The following is an 18,341-nucleotide window of genomic DNA, read 5'->3' as shown; positions in this document are numbered from 1 at the left end:
GTACCCACAAATCATAGGCAACAAAAAAGCGGTTAATAAAACCGCTTTCTAAATAGCATCTAGATCACACAGGATCCATAAACTCATTAATTTGTTGATGACTTAAAATTGGCGTAGCCCCCTGACTTTCTGCAACCATTGCCCCTACAGCACATGCGAAGTCAACGCTGTGTTGAGGATCATTACTACTACACAGTTGATATATAAGCGCACCTAAAAATGAATCCCCAGCACCCACAGTATCAACCACATTGATTAAATAGCCAGAGTTGTAGTAATTAACCCCTTTAATCGTAAGTAAAGCACCATGGCTGCCTTTTGTGACACACAAATAATCAGTGTTGGTGTGCTCAGCAATATACGCGAGATTTTGTTCAAGTGAGTGATACTTACATCCCATCGCTTTTGCTATTTCATAAAGCTCATCATCGTTAAGCTTTATAAAGTCTGCTTTATTCATAAGCTCTATCAAAGTATTAAGCTTATAATGAGGAGCACGAAGATTAACATCAAATACTTTAAAGTTCGCCACCTCAAGTAGTTGCTGTAAAGTAGCGTAAGAATGAGCACTGCGGCCAATTAAACTACCGAATACAAATACATCATCCGTAGACACTTTGTTGACCAATTTATCGGTTAAAGCAATGTTATCCCATGCCGTATCAGCGACAATGGTATAACTTGCACTACCACTATTATCGAGTGTCACTTCAACAATACTTGTCGGCTTGCTGTTTGCTGCGATGTAGTCACAACTAACGCCCCTAGCGGCTATTTCACCTAGCAATTCATGACCAAGCTCATCATTACCTACCGCGCTTATCATATTTGCTTTAATACCCAATGCATTTATGCGAACGCACATGTTTAAAGGCGCACCACCTAATCGCTTACCTGAGTCAAAGCAATCCCATAAAACTTCACCAAAACAGCTAATAGTTAAATCGCTGGCTACTTTTTGCTTTATCAATACACTCATTTTATTTACCCTTTTTAGCTAAGGTGGCTGCCATTACATCTTTTATTTGGCTCTGAGGTGCATAAATTGCGGTTATTGAATGAGTATACTGGCTGATAAACTCTTCATTTTCGGCTAAGTCACCAAAAAGACTTTCAAGTTCAATAAATGACGTCGGCTTTATTGTAGTTAACTTAGCCGCGGCGTTTAACTCTTGAGCCATATCATCATGAATTTCAAGCGTTTCACCTTGTTGATTTACACCCTTATCACTGTATAGACACCAACTTGCAATCACTAATGTGGCCAATGATATATCTCGCTCTTGGATAAGATTGTCACTGATAGTTGCGATTAAAAATTTAGGTAATTTTGCTGAACTTTGTGAGCAAATACGCGCAAGACTGTCTTTAATATTTGGGTTAGCAAAACGCTCGATTAAAGTATCTTTGTAGCTATCAAGATCAATACCAGGAAGCTCATCCAGCAGAGGTGTTACTTCTAAATCCATAAATGCACGGAGGTATTTAGCAAATAATGGATCGGATACCGTTTCATCAATAGTACTGTAACCATGAAGTTCACCTAACAACCCAAGTACTGAATGACCCGCATTTAATAAACGAATTTTCATTTTTTCATAAGGCGTTACATCGCTAACAAACTGCGCACCAACAGTATCCCAGTTAGGGCGACCATTACTAAACGAATCTTCAATAACCCATTGAGTAAAAGATTCACAGGTAATTGGCCAGCCGTCAGTTACACCGTAAGCTTGGCTCACATAATCAATATCAGATTGTTTTGAAATGGGCGTAATACGGTCAACCATGGCATTAGGAAATGCAACATTTTGCTCAATCCAATGCGCTAATTCAGCATCTTGTTTATGGGCAAAGGCTAATAACATTTTTCGCGTAACGTGTCCGTTATGTTGAATGTTATCGCACGATTGCACTGTAAATGCCGCAAGGCCTTGCTCTTTGCGTAGTTTAAGCGCCGCAGTTATATAACCAAAGGCAGTAATTGGTTCTGATGGATTAGCAATATCATGAATAATATCGGGGGTGGAATAATCAAATTCGCCGGTAGCTGGGTGTAAATTATAACCCCCTTCCGTAATGGTCAACGAGACAATTTTTGTATCTGGGTGAGCCATTTTATCAATAACCGTTTGTTTGCTTTCAGGTGCAAACAAGAACTCCACCATTGAACCTATAACCTTGTTTTCAACACGCCCATTTGGATGCCTAATAGTAAGTGTATAAAGATTGTCTTGTTTGGCCAGAACATCTCGCAAACCACGGTTTGCTTCTAACAGACCAACGCCACAAATTCCCCACTGCTCGTTCCCTGAGGTTTTAAGCAACTCATTTATATAAGCTGCTTGATGCGCACGGTGAAAGCCGCCCACACCTATGTGTACAATACCTGCTTTAACTTTGCTACGATCGTAAGTAGGAACATCAACAATATTCGATAATGAAGCAATATTGTGCTGATTTAGCTCAGTAGTATGAGCTTGTGTGTGTTGTAATTTGGTCATATCGTTGCCTTACTAAACAGATTTACGATGAGGTATTCAATGCTTTATGGCGCTTGAGCGACCAGTAAGCAGTTGCAAAATATAGAAGCGTACAGATGAAGCACACTATTTCAAAAAGTGATTTGTTATCTTTATAAATGCTCATAGTGTCGCTAAAAAACATCACTTGGCTGGCAAAAATAAAAATAGTGATTAATGATAATGTTGATATCGCATTCAATACTTTCGTAAACACTGATGAGTCAATAACAACAGGTGAAAGGGTTTTAGCTGCATCTTGCTGATACGCCTTAATTGCTTTTAATTCTTGTTCATCTGCAATAATTGCATCGCTGTAATCTTCATCAGCGCCATATTTTTTAGCTAAGGCGGTGTATATAACGATGGTAAAAAACCAAGTAGGAATAAATAAATAATAAAACGACATCACATCAAGCGCATTTAAACCAAAACCAAATACCAATGCAGCAGCCCAAGAAGCAATGGCAGGTACACTGCGAGTTATATTTTTATATTTAGCCCAATAACGTGTTAAGCCAATTTTAGGAAATAACACATGCTCAGCAAATACAATGCCGCCCACAGGCACAACTAATAAACCAGCGTAGGTAAGTAGCGGTAGCATTTGTGAAAATACAAATGGGAAACACGCAATAATCACGGTGACCACACCAACAATAGCGGTTGTGCGTTCACGTGATTGATTAACAAATATGGATTGCGCTGCAAGGCCTGCACGATAAAGGTTTGCGTTAGCTGTTGTCCAACCAGCAATAATAACAATCACAAAACCAGTCCAACCTAATGCATGGTATGCAACGTCGCCCGGATCCAGTGATGAAATCGTTGTTTTTAGTAATACCGCAACACCTGCGCCCATAATACCCGCAGAGATCCACGCTAAGTAATGACCAAAAAACATGCCCACACCAGAGAACAAACCATAGCTTTTGCGTTTCGCAAATCTAAAAATAGCCATGTCGATTAAACCAAAGTGGGTAATTGAATTAGCAGCCCATGCAAAGCCAATCACTTCTAACAGACCAATGCCTTTTTCACCATCAGCATTTGTTCCTGTCCAAATTGAAGCGTCGCCTATCGCAATAAAGTCACTAAACCCTGATAATGTGGTTGACCCCAATACGTGATTTGATAACTCAGGAAAAAGCACAAACGAGCCACCCACAAAAATAACAAATAGCCACGGCGCGCACAGTTTTGAAAAGTCAGCAACCGTAGAAAAACCATACATAGCGACAAACACCACGATAGAGCCAACGGCTAAAACAATGGCTACAAACGACAAGCTATTTGGATACCAGTCAAGCTGCGCGGGTATATCAAACAAAAACCGCACCGCGGTGGAAGATACCGTGATCATCGCCGCTGATATCACACTAAAAATAACCACGTTAGCCCAGTTATAGAGCTTGGTCATTGAGTTACCAGCAATTTTGTTTAAGTAGTTATATAAACTCAGACGAGTTTCTACTGCAATGGGTGCAGTGATCAACCACCAAGAACACATGGCAAGTAAATTACCAATTAGTAAACCGAGTAATATATCCATTGTTGAGGCACCCAGAGCCACAAATGTTGCACCTATTACAAACTCAGTTGCTGCAACATGCTCACCGGCATATAGCCCAGCAAAGTGCTTCCAGCCATGAAGCTTGTGTTGAGCAACCGGTAGCTGCTCCTCATTTACCTCACTAAAATTAGGTGTGTTTTGATGTGTTGTCATTATCACTTCCTATACCCATACCATTGTTCGTACCCTTGTACGAATAACGATTTAAGGCGTGTTATTAATTTTTATGAAATACGTTTAAGAATTTGTTCAGCTGTATATTCATTAGTAATTAACGAATTAATCAGCTTACCTTTCAAAGCGCTTATTAAAGCCGTCACTTTTTCCGGACCAGCAGCAATACCAAAAACAGGTTTATCTGTCTTAATTTGTAGTGGCGCACTCAATAAGCACTGAGTGAGCTCGTTATTAATAAGTTTACCGTTTTCGTCATAAAGCCAACTTACAACTTCACCTACCACGCCAGTGTCTTGAAATGATTGCAGTTGTTCAGGTTCAATAAAACCATCCATCAATAACGGTGAATTTTTTGTCATATGACCTACTCCCACGAAAGTAGCATCAGCATTCGCAGCTAGTTGGAAGATATTTTTCACGGGAGCTAAGTCGTGTAATAAGTGTTTTTGCGCTTGTGTTTGTGCAAATAAAGGCAGAGGTAACGGGAAGTGCTTAGCATTAACACGATTAGCCATACTGACCACAATATCAAATTTTGAAGCGGAGCCATCTTGCATCATATTGCCCACAATCGAGACTAATTTATGCTGTTCGCAATCCATGTTAGGCAGCTCTTCAATACACGCTTTTAATGAACGCCCTGTTCCAAAGGCAAGTGTTTTGGGCTGTTTTGATTTTAAATAACGCTCTAATATTTTTGCGCCACTTTGTGCAAGGCCGTAAGTAGAATTAATATCAGTAGGATCACTTGGTGCAACCTCACATTCTAATAAATTAAATGCTGTTTTTAGCTGCTCGGCAAGTTCCATACAATGAGTAATTGGGTGATCTAATCTAACTTTTATTAAGCCTTCGCTTACAGCGAGTGCAATCAGTCGTTGCGCAGATTGACGTGATACATCTAATTTTTGCGCTATCTCATCTTGTGTATTTTTTGCCACATAATAAAGCCACGCTGCACGTGCAGCATCTTCTAGTTTTTTTAATTCGCTGTTTGATTTTTGTTTCATAATAACGACTTACTTTTAAGCTCTGGATGGGAAATAAAAAACGACTGCCAATGATCAAGCAATGCAACTTCAGGGAAGTTTATATGTACATGGTTAACACCCTTCTCTAAATGCTGACCGCCAAAATAGTGCATGACTGGCATATTTGCGCTTATTGCAGCTTGAATGCCTGCGCTACTATCCTCAATGACTAAACAGTTTTGCGGTAAAACACCCATCTTATTTGCGGCATGTAGAAATAAATCTGGCGCTGGTTTACCTAAAGTAACTTCTTCACTGGTAAAAATATTTGTAAATAATGAGTCAAATTTAACTGCATGTAATGCTTTTTGCGTTCTTTGTAAACTGCTACTAGTTGCAATACAAAATGGCACATTTAAGTTTAACAATATGTTCTTAATACCTGCCGTTGGCTGTAAATGCTCTGCAAACATAGTAACCAGCGTGTGCCTGTAATCGCTCTCAAACTGATGTGGTAAATTAACCTCAAAAGCGGTGGCTATTTTCTCGCTAACTGATTTAAAGCTACAACCTAAAAAATGACGCTGAACATAATGCATGTCTATATTGATATTGAAATCTCTCAACATGTCTATTAACACTCGGGCACTTAGTACCTCGCTATCAATAACAACACCGTCACAATCAAATATAACTAGCTCTATCTTATTGGCCATTTGCCACCTTTTTGTGCAATTAAACCCATCACTCACCAATCTGGGCATTAGCCCACAGAGCGAGCATATTCCCTTCTATATAGGTAAATGTCAATAAAAAGTGAATATCTAATGCACCAGAATGAATATCATTGGTGAAGAAAAGGATGAAAAATCTGTAGTTTCGAATGAGTTAGCGTCAAGCATAAGACTTAAGTCTAAGAGTGATTAAAAAGACATTACAAGCACCCACTCCATACACTGGGTTCAGCTAAAAGGCTGAATGGCGCAAGTTTATAAATAGATAAAAACAGAGCAATAAAAGCCCTGCAGGGGATAGCAGAGCTTTGTAGATAATTAAGATTTATCTAGCTTATTCGAATGTAACCGTCACAATGTTCGAACATACATTTTCAGTAACACATAGTTGGTAGTCATATACAGGTAATGTGGCATTACGAGCAAAGTCACGATAGCGACCTGTGTCTGCGGTTGTACCAAGCAGCTCGCCATTTCTATATACATTGAGTGCTTGCTCGCCAACTTGTGGCCAACTTAACTCTACGCGCATAGTATTAAGGCGTGTTTTATTGGCACGTACTAAGCTCAACTCTACCTCAACATCACTCACAACCACTGTTTGCATTGATGTATCAGTATTGCCTTCGCTATCAGTGACCATCAGGCTTACTTCATAATTGCCTGCTTGCGCATAGGTATGCGCTGGGCTTGCATCTGTTGACGTAGCGCCATCCCCAAAGTCCCAGCTCCACTGCATGATATCGTTATTTGCATCACGGCTAGTGTCTGTAAAGCTTACTGCAAGGCCTTGTGTGTCAAACTCAAAACCGGCCTCTGGTGGTTGTGGGCTAACTTCACCAATGGCACTAAAGGTCAACGACCAATTATTCAGCGTGCCTGAATCTGCTGCATAGGTATCTTCAACATGTAATACCCAATCACCCGTTGCCACTTCACCATTAAAATCAGCTAAAGAGTAGCTTTGAACTATATCATCAGCGCTACCGCCTGACTGGCTATGTAATGTAGAGCTTGTTCCGTTAGGCGACGTTAACGTAACGATTAAATCACCAACGTAAGTATGTGAAATATCAATACTCGCTTGAGTTGCAAAAACAGTCAGCGGATCATTTACTGTGATCACTGAACTGATACCAGCTGTATCGTTATCGGGAATATCAACAGGGGTTTCATTTGTGTAAGTGAAATCATTTAAGCCCACCGGGTCAACCAATAAACTTACTGACTTTTGCTTAGCAAGTTCACCTGAGCTGCCATTTACAGTAAAGTTATAGCTTCCCCATTGGGTTGACTCTAACGTAGGTACCGTTAATGTTACGGTATCGCCCGGAATTGCGGTTGTTGCTGATAAACTCGCCTGCGCTAAATCACTCACTAACTCTAGATCAACCACGCCATTCCAATCTGCTATGGAGCCAATTTCGAATGTATAAGTTGCCGTTTCACCGGCCGTGATCTGCTGAGTAGTTGGTGTGACAGATAATTTAAAGCTTGGTGTTGGATCTGCTTGCTCTAATGCTTGATTCGCATTTAGTCGTTTACCTGAAACAGTTTTACCTTGCAGCTGAGCATTATCGTCACCGCTATCCATTAATAGCTGTTTTAGTTCGCTGGTTGTAAGATCCGGATTAATAGAAAGCACTAAAGCAGCAACCCCAGCAACATGAGGTGTCGCCATTGATGTGCCTGAGTAGGTTGCATAGCCATTACTCGGAACAGTTGATAAAATAGCACTGCCAGGTGCGCCTAAATCAACACTCGCGAGTCCCCACTGAGAAAAATCTGACATATTATCGTTACGATCCGTACTGGCGACTGACAATACACTTGCATGTTCGTAGTTAGACGGATAGCTTGGATTTTGGTCGTTATCTACTGCATCATTACCTGCAGCAGCAACAAATAAAATATCGGCTTGTTCACTTTCAGTGATCGCATCAGCAAGTGCTTGGCTAAAACCACCACCGCCCCAGCTATTATTCAGTACGCGAACATTCACACCATCATTTTTTAAGCTCACCATGTAATCAATACACTTAATCGCATCGGATGTAGAGCCTGAGCCAGACGCATCTAAAAACTTACAGCCAACAATCGCCGCTTCATGATTAACACCTACAACACCGTTATTGTTATTACCAGCTGCGCCGATTGTCCCTGATACATGCGTACCATGACCTTGGTCATCCATTGGGTCACCAACATTAGTAATAGCATTAATACCATGCACATCATCAATGTATCCATTACCATCATTATCAATGCCATCGCCTGCAATTTCATTCGGGTTTATCCACATGTTTGCCGTTAAATCACTATGACTGTGATCTACGCCAGTATCGATAACGCCCACAACAACATCTTTGCCACCGGTTGTAATCGACCATGCTTCAAGTGCATCAATATCAGCATCATTTGTTCCACCGGATTGGCCTTCATTGTGTAATCCCCACAACTTTGAAAAGTCAGGATCGTTAGGAGCCGTTGCAATACTTACGCGATAATCAGGCTCAACGTACTCTATCGCAGCATGAGTTTGCAGCAATTTAATCGCTTGCTTGGTGCTCATTCCTGCAACTTCAAATTTAGCTAAGCGGCCCGATAGAATCGACGCATAGTTGTCATCAACCCCATCTTTATTTAAATCACTCACTTTTGCTTTTACTAAACTGCGAGCTTGGCTGCGCATAGCCTGCGAGGTGCCTTTTTTATACATTACAAGCAACGAATTTTCAGCAGCGCGAACAGTTGGCTCTGCGGTCATAGTCGTCACTTGTGCTGCTGCTAAACATGGCAAAATTGCCAAACTTAAAATAGATAATTTAGTTTTCATATTCTGTATCCATAGTTAGAAATATCAACTTGTCGCATAAATGCAACTAAGATTTGCTAACTTCACTACTTTTGAAATATCACATGGCAAGCCTTATAAATGAACAGAAAAGCCATAACACACAAGAAAAATTCGCATAATCACTAAAAAATCAGTCATTAACACTATTTTTACAGGTTCAGTTGTTAACAACACATTCATTTTTATGAGTTAAAGTAGTAAATACTGCGTTTACTTGATCCCATCATTTATTACCACTTTTTATATGAAATCGGTAAATACACTCAATAAAAACCATAACCAACTGAAAATAAAGCAAATTAAAAACCCTAAAAAGAGATGATTTAAGTCTTTTTCAATTCACCATACAGTGATCATTCGTTGATAACGGTTACTAACGAGTGCGAGCAGTCAACTGCCACCACAGCGCTACTGTTATCAACATCACTCTTCACTCTCTTTTGCAAGGGTGAGCTTTTTTGCTCTTGATATCACAAAACTTAATCAGCAAGGCATGCTGAAATACAACAACGCAGCTAGTTTGGGTGCTCAATAGCACTGAAATAGTCGCTTTAATAATTATAAGTTAAGGAAAAATCATGAAGTTAAAGAAATCATTATTAACATGTGCAATCGCAATTGCATTAAGTTCAAGCTTTGTTGCACACGCAAATATTGATGATAAAAATCAATCAAGCTCCGTATTAGCAAGCCAAGTTTCTAGTACTGCGATGGGTAATATACTCACCATTGAACAAACCTCATTGCAAGGTATTGGTAACGATGTAACAGTCACGCAGCAAGGTGATGGCCTTGAAGCAAACGTAACAAGTTTAGGCGATAACAACAGCATTAGCGTTGATCAAAAACAACTGCAAAACTTGTCGTTAACTTACACCACTGGCAATAACAACACATTAAGTCACACTCAAGATGGTGAGGTTAATGGCGCATTATCTGATATTACGGGCAATGATAACACCGTAACAGTTGCGCAATACGGTACTGGTTTTTTTGGTATTAATAACGAAGCGATTAACGTAGTTCAAGGTGACAGCAACGATATTGAAGTAACCCAACAAGATGGCGGCCATTGGTTCTATAACTTTGATTTGCAAGGCAGTGGTAACCAAATTAGCGCATCACAAGCGGGCCTTTTAAATGAAGCGACGCTGTCGCTCATCAGCGGTGACGAAAACACCATTGAAGTGACTCAAAACGGCTTGTTTAACGCTTTTACACTCAATGAACTCGTTGGTAATGCTAATGAAGTTGTGATCGATCAAGATGGTAATTTCAATACTGTTACCGCTTTATCTATGCGTGGCGATGATAGCAGCTTAGAGATTGAGCAAGCGGGTGACTCGAATACAGCATCATTCGCGGCTGTTGAAGGTAACGATAACGACCTAGCTATCGATCAAGAAGGCAACAGCAATACGTTCACTTCAGAGTTATTTGCCGGGAATGACAACCAGGTTTCTGTTGCTCAGCAACAAGATAATAATCAAGTTGGTGTTGATGTACTCGGTGATAACAACGAACTAACGGTAATGCAAAACGGTGCAATGAACGAAACTTACCTAGGTATACTGGGTGCTGATAATGAGTTTTCAAGCACACAAATTGGTAACGAAAACAGCGCCCATATTGCTAACTTTAATGGTGACGGCAATGATGTTGATTTAGCGCAAGCTGGAGATATGAACACCGCATTGATCCAATCTTCATACCCTGACACATCACTTACATCAAACGATAATGATATTAATATCAACCAACTGGGTAACACTAACGAAGCAGTTATCACCTTTGCAAGTGTAATCGACAGCAATAATAACACGGTCGATTTTGTACAAAGTGGCGACCTAAATGCGATAGATTTAGTTATGGAAGGTAGCAACCACTCAATTGATATTGCCCAACAAGGCGATATGAATATGGTTGCTGGCATTGACGGCGGTGCATTTGTTGTTGGTGGTGACAATATCAACTTTGAAGTATCTCAAGTAGGTAACGGTAACTTGGTCGAAGGCTATATTACCAATTCTAATAGCTCTGTGATCATCACCCAAGTAGGTGATTACAACACAGCTACTGTGACCCAAGAATAGGGATATTGGGGGGCATGCCCCCCCATATTGAAACAGATGTTAGTGAAAACCTTTATTACAGCCCTAAGCTTACTGTTTTTAACCACATTCACAGCCTTATCTCAAGGTGCTGAGGAATTAGAAATAGATGGCCTAGTGCTTGATCGCAGCATTAGTCGTTTTGGTCACCAATTTTATTTTGAATTTTCAAATCTTTGGCGCGATCTACCTTCAACTGCTGGTTTTAATATCGAAATAAAAGAAACAGTACTTCCTCGTGCGGGCACACAACTGACCTTAGTAATGAATAATCAAATTGTATATATCACCTATTTAGGCCGTCGTTTAGAGCCAATAGATGAGCGTGTGGAACACGCTTTATACAGTGTAATGGATGCAATGGCGCGCTCTAATTTACATAAAGCGTCGCCTGATATGGCAAAAAATGGATGGTAAAATGATCCCCTACTCAATAAAAAATATAACAACAATAATAGCCCTGTTATTTCCCTTATCAATATCTGCCACAGAGCTCGTGTATACGCCTATTAACCCGAGTTTTGGTGGCAGCCCGCTCAATGCCAGTATGTTGCTCAACAAAGCACAAGCACAGAACAAACATAAAGCGCCGATCATTGAGCAAAGCTACGCGGAGAAATTTCAAGACTCACTTGAGCGCACATACCTAAATCGTATGGTAAGAGAGATCACCGATATTGCCTTTGGTGAAGATATCGACGAAAGTATTTTTAACCAAGACTCTATTTTTTTAAGTGGCGACTACGAAATTCAAGTAGTTACCAGCACAGTTGATTCGATTACAGTTCGTATCACAAATACGACTGATGGCAGCGTTGTAGTTATTGAAGTACCGAGGTTTAGTTAATGAGATTATTACTTAGTACATTGATGATTATTTTCTTATCTGCCTGCAGTAACATGGGCCATTTAATTCCTCCCTCACAAGAGCTAGCAAGTAGTTTAGAACCCTCTGAGACATTTAAAGCAATACAACAACTCCCTGCTCCTGCAGGCAGCATAGCCGTATCTGTGTACTCCTTTCGCGATCAAACCGGGCAATATAAACCACAAGGTAATGTAAGTTCATTTTCGACCGCGGTAACCCAAGGAGCTAACTCTATTTTAATGCAAGCACTACACGAATCAGACTGGTTTATCCCTGTAGAACGTGAAGGTTTACAAAATATATTAACTGAGAGAAAAATCATTCGTGCATCACAAGCAGATCAACCCAATGCGATAGACCTCCCCCCACTGACCACCGCAAAAATCATTTTAGAAGGCGGTATAATTAGCTACGATACCAATGTGAAAACCGGTGGTTTTGGTATGGAATATTTTGGTATTGGCGCATCTGAACTGTACCGTGAAGATGCTATATCAATCTACTTACGCGCGGTAGATGTAAGGACCGGCCAAGTGTTGCTCTCCGTAGCCACCAGCAAAAAAGTACTCAGCCAAGAAATGCGCGCAGGGTTTTTTCGTTATGTCAGTTACAAACGCCTAGCCGAAGCGGAAGCCGGTTTTAGTGATAACGAACCAATGAGTATTTGTGTCACCCAAGCAATTGAAAAAGCCCTCAGTGATTTAGTTATCAAAGGCATAGATAAAGGCATCTGGGCAAGCAAGCGTAGTTAATCCCCAGCCACAGCCTTAGTAATAACCTAAGCTTTCTAATTCCCCCTTGATCAGAGAGTTCAGATTAAAGAATTAAATCTGTTACTAAGGCTGTATACTACTGGGTGCACCAATTAACTACTTTTACAAAGGAAAGTATATGCCATCAGTCCAAATTGCCAGATATATCATTAGTTTTAGCTGGTTATATCACGGCATATTCCCAAAGTTAGTTCACATTGCCCCACTTGAAAAACTGATAACGGCAAGCCTTGGCTTCTCAGAATCAATGTCTTACCTAATCACTAAATCGGCGGGTGTGGGTGAGGTTATATTTGCCATACTTATTTTTATAAATTACCAATCAAAAGTAATCATTGTTTTAAATATCATGGCATTGATTGGCTTATTACTCTTTGTTGTTGCGCTACAACCACAACTTTTAATTGAAGCATTTAATCCAGTAACGACAAACTTGCCAATTATTGGCCTAAGTTTAGTGCTATTAAATAGCCTAAAGACTCAGCCCAATAACTAACTTGGAGAAATACCCTCTGTTAGTAATTATTACCAACAGCAATACATAACCCTGCAATGCAGAAAAAGAATAACCACGACAAGTGTTTACCTCGAGTAAACACCAGCGACATAATGCCGCTTAAGATAAACACCACTGCAATAACATGCAGAATATCAATGCTGTAATTACCGCTTGGATGCAATATGCAGTAGATGATCGCCGCAAAGCCCCACCAAGCAATGGTAGTTAAGTGCCAAGCAAATCGCAATACTCGCTTTGTAAACCAGTCACTACCGAGTAACTTAGGTAAATTGTCACGTTTAAATAACCGGATCAAAATATACTTTTCACCCAAATATGAGTGAACAAATCCGCAAAATAACAGTAAAACTGCTGCAGCTTCTAACATAATGATCCTTAAAATCTAATTAGTGTGAATATCTACCACTGATAATATTGCATTAATTACTCACTATCAAAAATTTAATCGTGCAAAGGTAATCGTACCGCCATGTAACGCTGCGCCCAATTAGATAGCTCGATGCGATTTCGTGAATTGGTTTTTTTAAATGCGCTGTATAGGTGGGTTTTTACGGTGTGATCACTGATATTTAACCGCTCTGCGATACTATGGTTATTAGCACCTTGCGCAAGTAAATAAATCACTGACTTTTCACGTTTAGTTAGTTTTGTTAATCCCTCATGTTCACTATCAGAAGCACAATTTGTTTGCGGCTCATAACGACTAACCATAGCTAGCACTTCATTAAATGTGGCTGAAATTATTTTTCGACTGAACCAAAGTTCATCGTTAATAACTCGCATTAATCCTGTAAAGATATCTTCAGGTAAATCATTGTTATAAAAAACCCCTTTAAAATTATTTAGTAGCAAGTTTTTTTCACAAATAGCATCAGAATGCGCATTAAACACAATCACAGGCTTTTCTTTCGCTAAGGCTAATAAATCTGCTGGTATTAAGTTTTGCCAATTACAACCGTTACTATCGATCAGAAAAAGATCAAATTCATGACGTTTGCTACTATGGGGTAAGCTATCATCCATTTTTACTTTACTAAAAAATGCCTCCAACGTTTTAATCAAGTAGAGATAACACTGAGAGCGGACTGGCATTTTAAAAACAGTTTTAATAAATACAGAGGTTGGTTGAATCATTGCATCTCGTCCATGAAACATTTTGTTTACAATACCTAAATCAACTACAGCATTCAACCTGTTTTTTATTCAAATCCATTGATTTATAAAGAAATAAAAATAGCTAAACGTCTAGACGTTTAGTTATTAACAATTCCTTGCGCCAACCATTTTTCATTAAACCAGAATAAAAATGCAACCCTTTGTTATTAATGAACTATTTAACTAAATTATAAAATCGTGCCGTAATACCATTAGTCCAACCAAAACCTTGCTGTACGTTGTATTCACCACCACCCGCTTGGTTTGTTAAATCACAAACATTGTATTTTTCTAGTAGGCAGCCATCGACCTTAAAACGTTTTTCAATCATTTTTAGCCAATGAGAGATAATAATATTGGCATCACTAGCAAAGCCATATTGCCTTAAACCCTGCACTGCAAACCACTGTAATGGTGCCCAACCATTGGGACTGTCCCACTGTTGCGATGTTTCGTTTAGAGTTGTTACTAAACCACCGGGTTTTAAAAAATCTTGCATCACTTTTGTACTCACTTGCAATGCTTGTCGTTCATTCGCGCAATTAACAAATAATGGCACCACTCCTGCCAACGATAAGACTTTTGATTGTGCTGCTTGCATAAAATTGTAATCGACAAAAAAAGCCTGTTCTGTACTAAATAAGTACTTATTAATGGCCGCTATACGATCACTAGCTTGGTCTTTAAAATATGCCTGTTTAGCGGTGTCATTTAATATTTTATAATAATCACTCAACTGCTTTTCTAGCTGATAAAGTAAACTGTTTAAGTCAACAGGAATAATATCCGTGGTTTGAATACTTGTTAGCTCATTACTGTCAGCCAACCAACGACTACTAAAATCCCAACCAGATTCACAGGCAGCCCGAATATTTCGATAGTAATTAGCGCGTTGTGACTCTGGCAGTGATGATGCATCCTGTAAATCTTCTCGCAGTGATTCTGGTCGAGGTGTTGCTTGATCATCCCAGTAACGATTAAGTAATGCACCATTAGCCATCTTAACTACGCGCCTATAGCATGTGCTTTGCTCATTCAGTTGCTCAGCACCCTGCATCCAAAATGTATATTCTTGCTCAAGGGCAACAACACATTCCGTTAACCATGCAAAGTCATTATTTTTACGGTATTTTTCTTGCCAAATTAAATCAACCATCAGCGCTAGAATTGGAGGCTGCGAACGAGAGCTATAGTAACTGCGGTTACCATTCGGAATACAACCATTACGATTTTGCAGATCAATAAAATTAGCAAGCATGGCTTCAATACTGTCTATATCGCCAATATCTTGCAAACCTAACGCAGTAAAATAACTATCCCAATAATATATTTCTTGAAAGCGTCCACCTGGTACTATGTAACTGTGTTTAAGTGGCAGTAAAGAGCTGGCTTTAGGTACATCGGCACTGCGGTGTAAATACGGCCATAAATTAGCAATATAGCTGTGTACACTCTCGTTGTTGCTTTGCGTATTAGGAAGCTGTGTTGATTCAAACGTAAAATGCTGCGCTACAAACTCTGTTAATTCTCGGACGGTTAATGGCTTCATACTTATATAACGCTCACATGCCGCCTGCCAACTGTCTTTAGCAATCGCATCAGCAAATGTTTTACTGTCACTAAATATAGCCGCCAGTTGCACATCTAAAAATAATTGGCTATTTACAAAATTCATATCATTCCCTTTTCCGGCACTGAGCCTAAGTTTACTGTCATTTTTTTAAATAAAGTCACGCTGATCAACAATAAGCTAATTGGGATCAAGGTAAGATAAAAAGCATGCTGCCCACTGAATTTATCAAAAATAAAACCGGTGATTATTGAACCTGTGGTGCCGCCCAGCGCTGAAAAAACGACAATTAACCCCGTCATCGCAGCTTGCTGATGTGCAGCTAAGGCACTGAGCATAACGGAATTGAGTAACGGATAAAGCGGAGCCATAAAAAAACCAATTAGCGGTAGCATGTATGCAGCAAAAGGCACATCAAATACACTCGTCACTTGGCTGCCATCAATTTCATGAGTTAGCGGTAATACCAGTAGCACCAGCACGCCCATAGCAACTAAGCAACTAAGCAATAAACTATACCAACCAATGACACGTAGTAACTGACCCGCAACTAAGCGACCCAAGGCTAAGGCTGCGGCAAACACACTGGCAAGTTGTATACTGACATCAACAGGAAGCTTAAGTACTTGATTATTAAAAGTAGGTAGCCAAGTTCCCACCCCTTGCTCAATCAACACATATAAAAATGCACTGATAATAAATATAACCACTAACGGTTTATAAGTGAGCGTTAGCATGTCAACAAAAGCAGTTAATTGACTGCCGCGTAACGTTGCTTTTTGCGGTGCTTTTATTGGCGCTATAAGCACTGAAATAAAGGCTATACTCGTTAACACAGCCAGCAAATAATACACGTTCAACCATGCTGTATTTTGCGTATTAGTGCTATCAATAAACCATGAGAACACCCAATAGCCAGATAACACACCAAGCATAAAAATACCTTCAATGGTGTTAAGCAATGCTGAGTGCTGATTGGCATTATCAGTGACTTGGCCAATAACCGAGTAAACGGATACTTTCATAATCGCAAAGCTGCAACCAATCACAGCAAACAATATTTTGAACGCATAAAACTGTGCAATTGAAGGCATTAACAAGCACATTAAGGCAACCAATCCCAACGCTACAAGCATGGCCAATTTATAGCCAAGCCGAGGAATAAATGATGCAACAGCAAACGACACTATTGCTATAGTAAGGTCTTTATAACCTTCTAAAACAGAAGCTTGTGTTTTTGTTATGTCAAAACTATTGATGGCTTGTAAAATTACGGTGCCAACACTATTGAGTAAAATAGCGAACACGAAATAGCTACACGCCAACGCTATGGTTATTCTTATTGGATTCATGCACGTTAACCTAATGTTGATTTCTTTTAGCATAGTGTAGCGCAAAATAAAATGCAAACGTTTGCATTTTAAATTTCAAAGTTAACCTAACTTCCTCAACGGATTATCGGCTTAACCCTTGCTAGATTGACGATTAATTAATTTTATTTCAATAACTTGCGATTCAGCTGCTTGACCTTGCAACTGCGCTAATAATTTATCAACCAGTAGCACTGAAGCTCGCTGAGTGTTTTGTTTAATGCTAGAAAGTGAAGGATGACTAATATCGGCCATGGCAATATCATCAAAACCCACTAACGCAACATCGTTAGGAATACTAATATAGCGCTCTTTTAACGCTTTCATAGCGCCTAATGCCACCATATCACTGCAGGCCATAATACCATCAAAGCACAAGCCTTTTGCAACTAACAATTGGTTGATCCCTTGGTACGCTGCACCACTGGTAATATCGATAGACACTACATGCGGTATAGCCTTCGCCGTATTTAGAGCAGCCAAATAGCCACGATAACGTTCACCTATTTCAGCATGTCCTGGGTCTCCCAAAAATACAATATTTCTAGCCCCCCCTGCTAATAAGTGCTCAGTAGCAAGGCGACCTCCAACAAAGTTATCACTGCCTACAATGGGATAATTACTGGGCGTTTTTGGATCCCCCCACACAACTAAGGGCACGCCGGCATTAGCGGCGGCTTCAATGTTTGCTGGATCTTTGCCTTGCCCAACCACAATAATGCCGTCGGCCCGACGACTATTGATAAAGTAATTAGCCCAATCATCGCCGGCCATAAAGGAGTTTGACAGCAGAAGTTCTAGCCCTTGCTTATTCAACGCGAGATTAATTTCTCCGACCACTTTAAGTAAAAAAGGGTCATTAATTGATTGTTCAGTGCCACTGTCGAAATTTATGATCACTGCTACAACATTGGTTTTTTGTGAGCGAAGGCGGCTCGCAGCCGTATTTAAACTGAAGTTATGTTGCTTAGCTAACTGCTTTAACTTATCTCTGGTTTCTTTTTTTATCAATGGGTTATCATTTAACGCACGAGATACTGTCGAGGTTGATACCCCCGCAAGTTTAGCGAGATCCGCTAACTTTAGTTGTTTGTTATTCATTGCTAACTACGAAGCCTTCCTTAAATCGTGAAGTCGCAA

Annotated in this window: 16 protein-coding genes; 5 read left to right on the top strand and 11 right to left on the bottom strand. The window is 39.9% G+C overall.

The window, feature by feature from the left end; all coding sequences use genetic code 11:
- Positions 1-64: 64 nt before the first annotated feature.
- The 6 genes from B5G52_RS13660 to B5G52_RS13635 form a co-directional block, all read right to left on the bottom strand.
- Entirely contained in the window at positions 65-979 is a 915-nt protein-coding gene (locus tag B5G52_RS13660; protein WP_087533199.1) for a carbohydrate kinase, read from the bottom strand.
- A gap of 1 nt (position 980) precedes the next feature.
- Positions 981-2,504: a mannitol dehydrogenase family protein gene (locus B5G52_RS13655; RefSeq protein ID WP_087533198.1), complete on the bottom strand. Its 1,524-nt coding sequence runs from the start codon at positions 2,502-2,504 to the stop codon at positions 981-983.
- Between the two features lie 22 nt (positions 2,505-2,526).
- Positions 2,527-4,248, bottom strand: a complete 1,722-nt coding sequence (locus B5G52_RS13650) for a cytosine permease (RefSeq protein ID WP_087533197.1) — start codon at positions 4,246-4,248, stop codon at positions 2,527-2,529.
- Positions 4,249-4,319: 71 nt separating this feature from the next.
- Positions 4,320-5,282: a sugar-binding transcriptional regulator gene (locus tag B5G52_RS13645; protein WP_087533196.1), complete on the bottom strand. Its 963-nt coding sequence runs from the start codon at positions 5,280-5,282 to the stop codon at positions 4,320-4,322.
- Entirely contained in the window at positions 5,279-5,959 is a 681-nt protein-coding gene (locus B5G52_RS13640) for an HAD family phosphatase (RefSeq protein WP_087533195.1), read from the bottom strand. Before B5G52_RS13640 ends, B5G52_RS13645 begins: the two co-directional genes overlap by 4 nt.
- Before the next feature lie 352 nt (positions 5,960-6,311).
- A complete protein-coding gene (locus B5G52_RS13635; protein ID WP_087533194.1) occupies positions 6,312-8,813 on the bottom strand; it encodes a S8 family serine peptidase in 2,502 nt (833 codons plus the stop codon).
- 599 nt (positions 8,814-9,412) lie between these two features.
- Between B5G52_RS13635 and B5G52_RS13630 the strand changes: the two genes are divergently transcribed.
- From B5G52_RS13630 to B5G52_RS13610, 5 genes are all read left to right on the top strand, one after another.
- On the top strand, positions 9,413-10,927 hold the full coding sequence (locus B5G52_RS13630; protein WP_087533193.1) for a curlin: 1,515 nt from the start codon (positions 9,413-9,415) through the stop codon (positions 10,925-10,927).
- A 54-nt stretch (positions 10,928-10,981) separates the two neighbouring features.
- Entirely contained in the window at positions 10,982-11,362 is a 381-nt protein-coding gene (locus B5G52_RS13625; protein ID WP_232321827.1) for a curli production assembly/transport protein CsgE, read from the top strand.
- Position 11,363: 1 nt separating this feature from the next.
- A complete protein-coding gene (locus tag B5G52_RS13620) occupies positions 11,364-11,792 on the top strand; it encodes a curli assembly protein CsgF (RefSeq protein ID WP_254911214.1) in 429 nt (142 codons plus the stop codon).
- A complete protein-coding gene (locus tag B5G52_RS13615) occupies positions 11,792-12,565 on the top strand; it encodes a CsgG/HfaB family protein (protein WP_087533192.1) in 774 nt (257 codons plus the stop codon). The genes B5G52_RS13620 and B5G52_RS13615 overlap by 1 nt, the downstream gene beginning before the upstream one ends.
- 139 nt (positions 12,566-12,704) lie before the next feature.
- Complete coding sequence (locus B5G52_RS13610; protein ID WP_087533191.1) at positions 12,705-13,082, top strand: DoxX-like family protein; 378 nt, start codon at positions 12,705-12,707, stop codon at positions 13,080-13,082.
- 19 nt (positions 13,083-13,101) lie between these two features.
- Here the strand turns inward: B5G52_RS13610 and B5G52_RS13605 are convergent, their stop codons facing one another.
- The 5 genes from B5G52_RS13605 to B5G52_RS13585 form a co-directional block, all read right to left on the bottom strand.
- Positions 13,102-13,473 carry a hypothetical protein gene (locus tag B5G52_RS13605; RefSeq protein WP_087533190.1) on the bottom strand — a complete coding sequence of 124 codons (372 nt, stop codon included), beginning with the start codon at positions 13,471-13,473 and terminating at the stop codon, positions 13,102-13,104.
- A 74-nt stretch (positions 13,474-13,547) separates the two neighbouring features.
- On the bottom strand, positions 13,548-14,129 hold the full coding sequence (locus B5G52_RS13600; protein WP_356948029.1) for a LuxR C-terminal-related transcriptional regulator: 582 nt from the start codon (positions 14,127-14,129) through the stop codon (positions 13,548-13,550).
- A 307-nt stretch (positions 14,130-14,436) separates the two neighbouring features.
- Positions 14,437-15,936 carry a trehalase family glycosidase gene (locus B5G52_RS13595; protein WP_087533189.1) on the bottom strand — a complete coding sequence of 500 codons (1,500 nt, stop codon included), beginning with the start codon at positions 15,934-15,936 and terminating at the stop codon, positions 14,437-14,439.
- On the bottom strand, positions 15,933-17,183 hold the full coding sequence (locus tag B5G52_RS13590; protein WP_087533188.1) for a sugar MFS transporter: 1,251 nt from the start codon (positions 17,181-17,183) through the stop codon (positions 15,933-15,935). The genes B5G52_RS13595 and B5G52_RS13590 overlap by 4 nt, the downstream gene beginning before the upstream one ends.
- A gap of 111 nt (positions 17,184-17,294) precedes the next feature.
- Complete coding sequence (locus B5G52_RS13585) at positions 17,295-18,302, bottom strand: LacI family DNA-binding transcriptional regulator (RefSeq protein WP_087533187.1); 1,008 nt, start codon at positions 18,300-18,302, stop codon at positions 17,295-17,297.
- Positions 18,303-18,341: the final 39 nt, after the last annotated feature.

Origin of the sequence: Pseudoalteromonas sp. A601, assembly GCF_002165575.1 — a bacterium.
GTDB lineage: Bacteria > Pseudomonadota > Gammaproteobacteria > Enterobacterales > Alteromonadaceae > Pseudoalteromonas.
This window is presented reverse-complemented; position numbering and strand designations above follow the sequence as displayed.

Excerpts from the sequence above, each read along its gene's own strand:
- B5G52_RS13605 (WP_087533190.1), bottom strand. The coding sequence starts at position 13,473 with ATGTTAGAAGCTGCAGCAGTTTTACTGTTATTTTGCGGATTTGTTCAC.
- B5G52_RS13610 (WP_087533191.1), top strand. The coding sequence starts at position 12,705 with ATGCCATCAGTCCAAATTGCCAGATATATCATTAGTTTTAGCTGGTTA.
- B5G52_RS13660 (WP_087533199.1), bottom strand. The coding sequence starts at position 979 with ATGAGTGTATTGATAAAGCAAAAAGTAGCCAGCGATTTAACTATTAGC.
- B5G52_RS13650 (WP_087533197.1), bottom strand. The coding sequence starts at position 4,248 with ATGACAACACATCAAAACACACCTAATTTTAGTGAGGTAAATGAGGAG.
- B5G52_RS13590 (WP_087533188.1), bottom strand. The coding sequence starts at position 17,183 with ATGAATCCAATAAGAATAACCATAGCGTTGGCGTGTAGCTATTTCGTG.
- B5G52_RS13595 (WP_087533189.1), bottom strand. The coding sequence starts at position 15,936 with ATGAATTTTGTAAATAGCCAATTATTTTTAGATGTGCAACTGGCGGCT.
- B5G52_RS13645 (WP_087533196.1), bottom strand. The coding sequence starts at position 5,282 with ATGAAACAAAAATCAAACAGCGAATTAAAAAAACTAGAAGATGCTGCA.
- B5G52_RS13640 (WP_087533195.1), bottom strand. The coding sequence starts at position 5,959 with ATGGCCAATAAGATAGAGCTAGTTATATTTGATTGTGACGGTGTTGTT.
- B5G52_RS13615 (WP_087533192.1), top strand. The coding sequence starts at position 11,792 with ATGAGATTATTACTTAGTACATTGATGATTATTTTCTTATCTGCCTGC.
- B5G52_RS13635 (WP_087533194.1), bottom strand. The coding sequence starts at position 8,813 with ATGAAAACTAAATTATCTATTTTAAGTTTGGCAATTTTGCCATGTTTA.
- B5G52_RS13600 (WP_356948029.1), bottom strand. The coding sequence starts at position 14,129 with ATGGATGATAGCTTACCCCATAGTAGCAAACGTCATGAATTTGATCTT.
- B5G52_RS13655 (WP_087533198.1), bottom strand. The coding sequence starts at position 2,504 with ATGACCAAATTACAACACACACAAGCTCATACTACTGAGCTAAATCAG.
- B5G52_RS13585 (WP_087533187.1), bottom strand. The coding sequence starts at position 18,302 with ATGAATAACAAACAACTAAAGTTAGCGGATCTCGCTAAACTTGCGGGG.
- B5G52_RS13620 (WP_254911214.1), top strand. The coding sequence starts at position 11,364 with ATGATCCCCTACTCAATAAAAAATATAACAACAATAATAGCCCTGTTA.
- B5G52_RS13630 (WP_087533193.1), top strand. The coding sequence starts at position 9,413 with ATGAAGTTAAAGAAATCATTATTAACATGTGCAATCGCAATTGCATTA.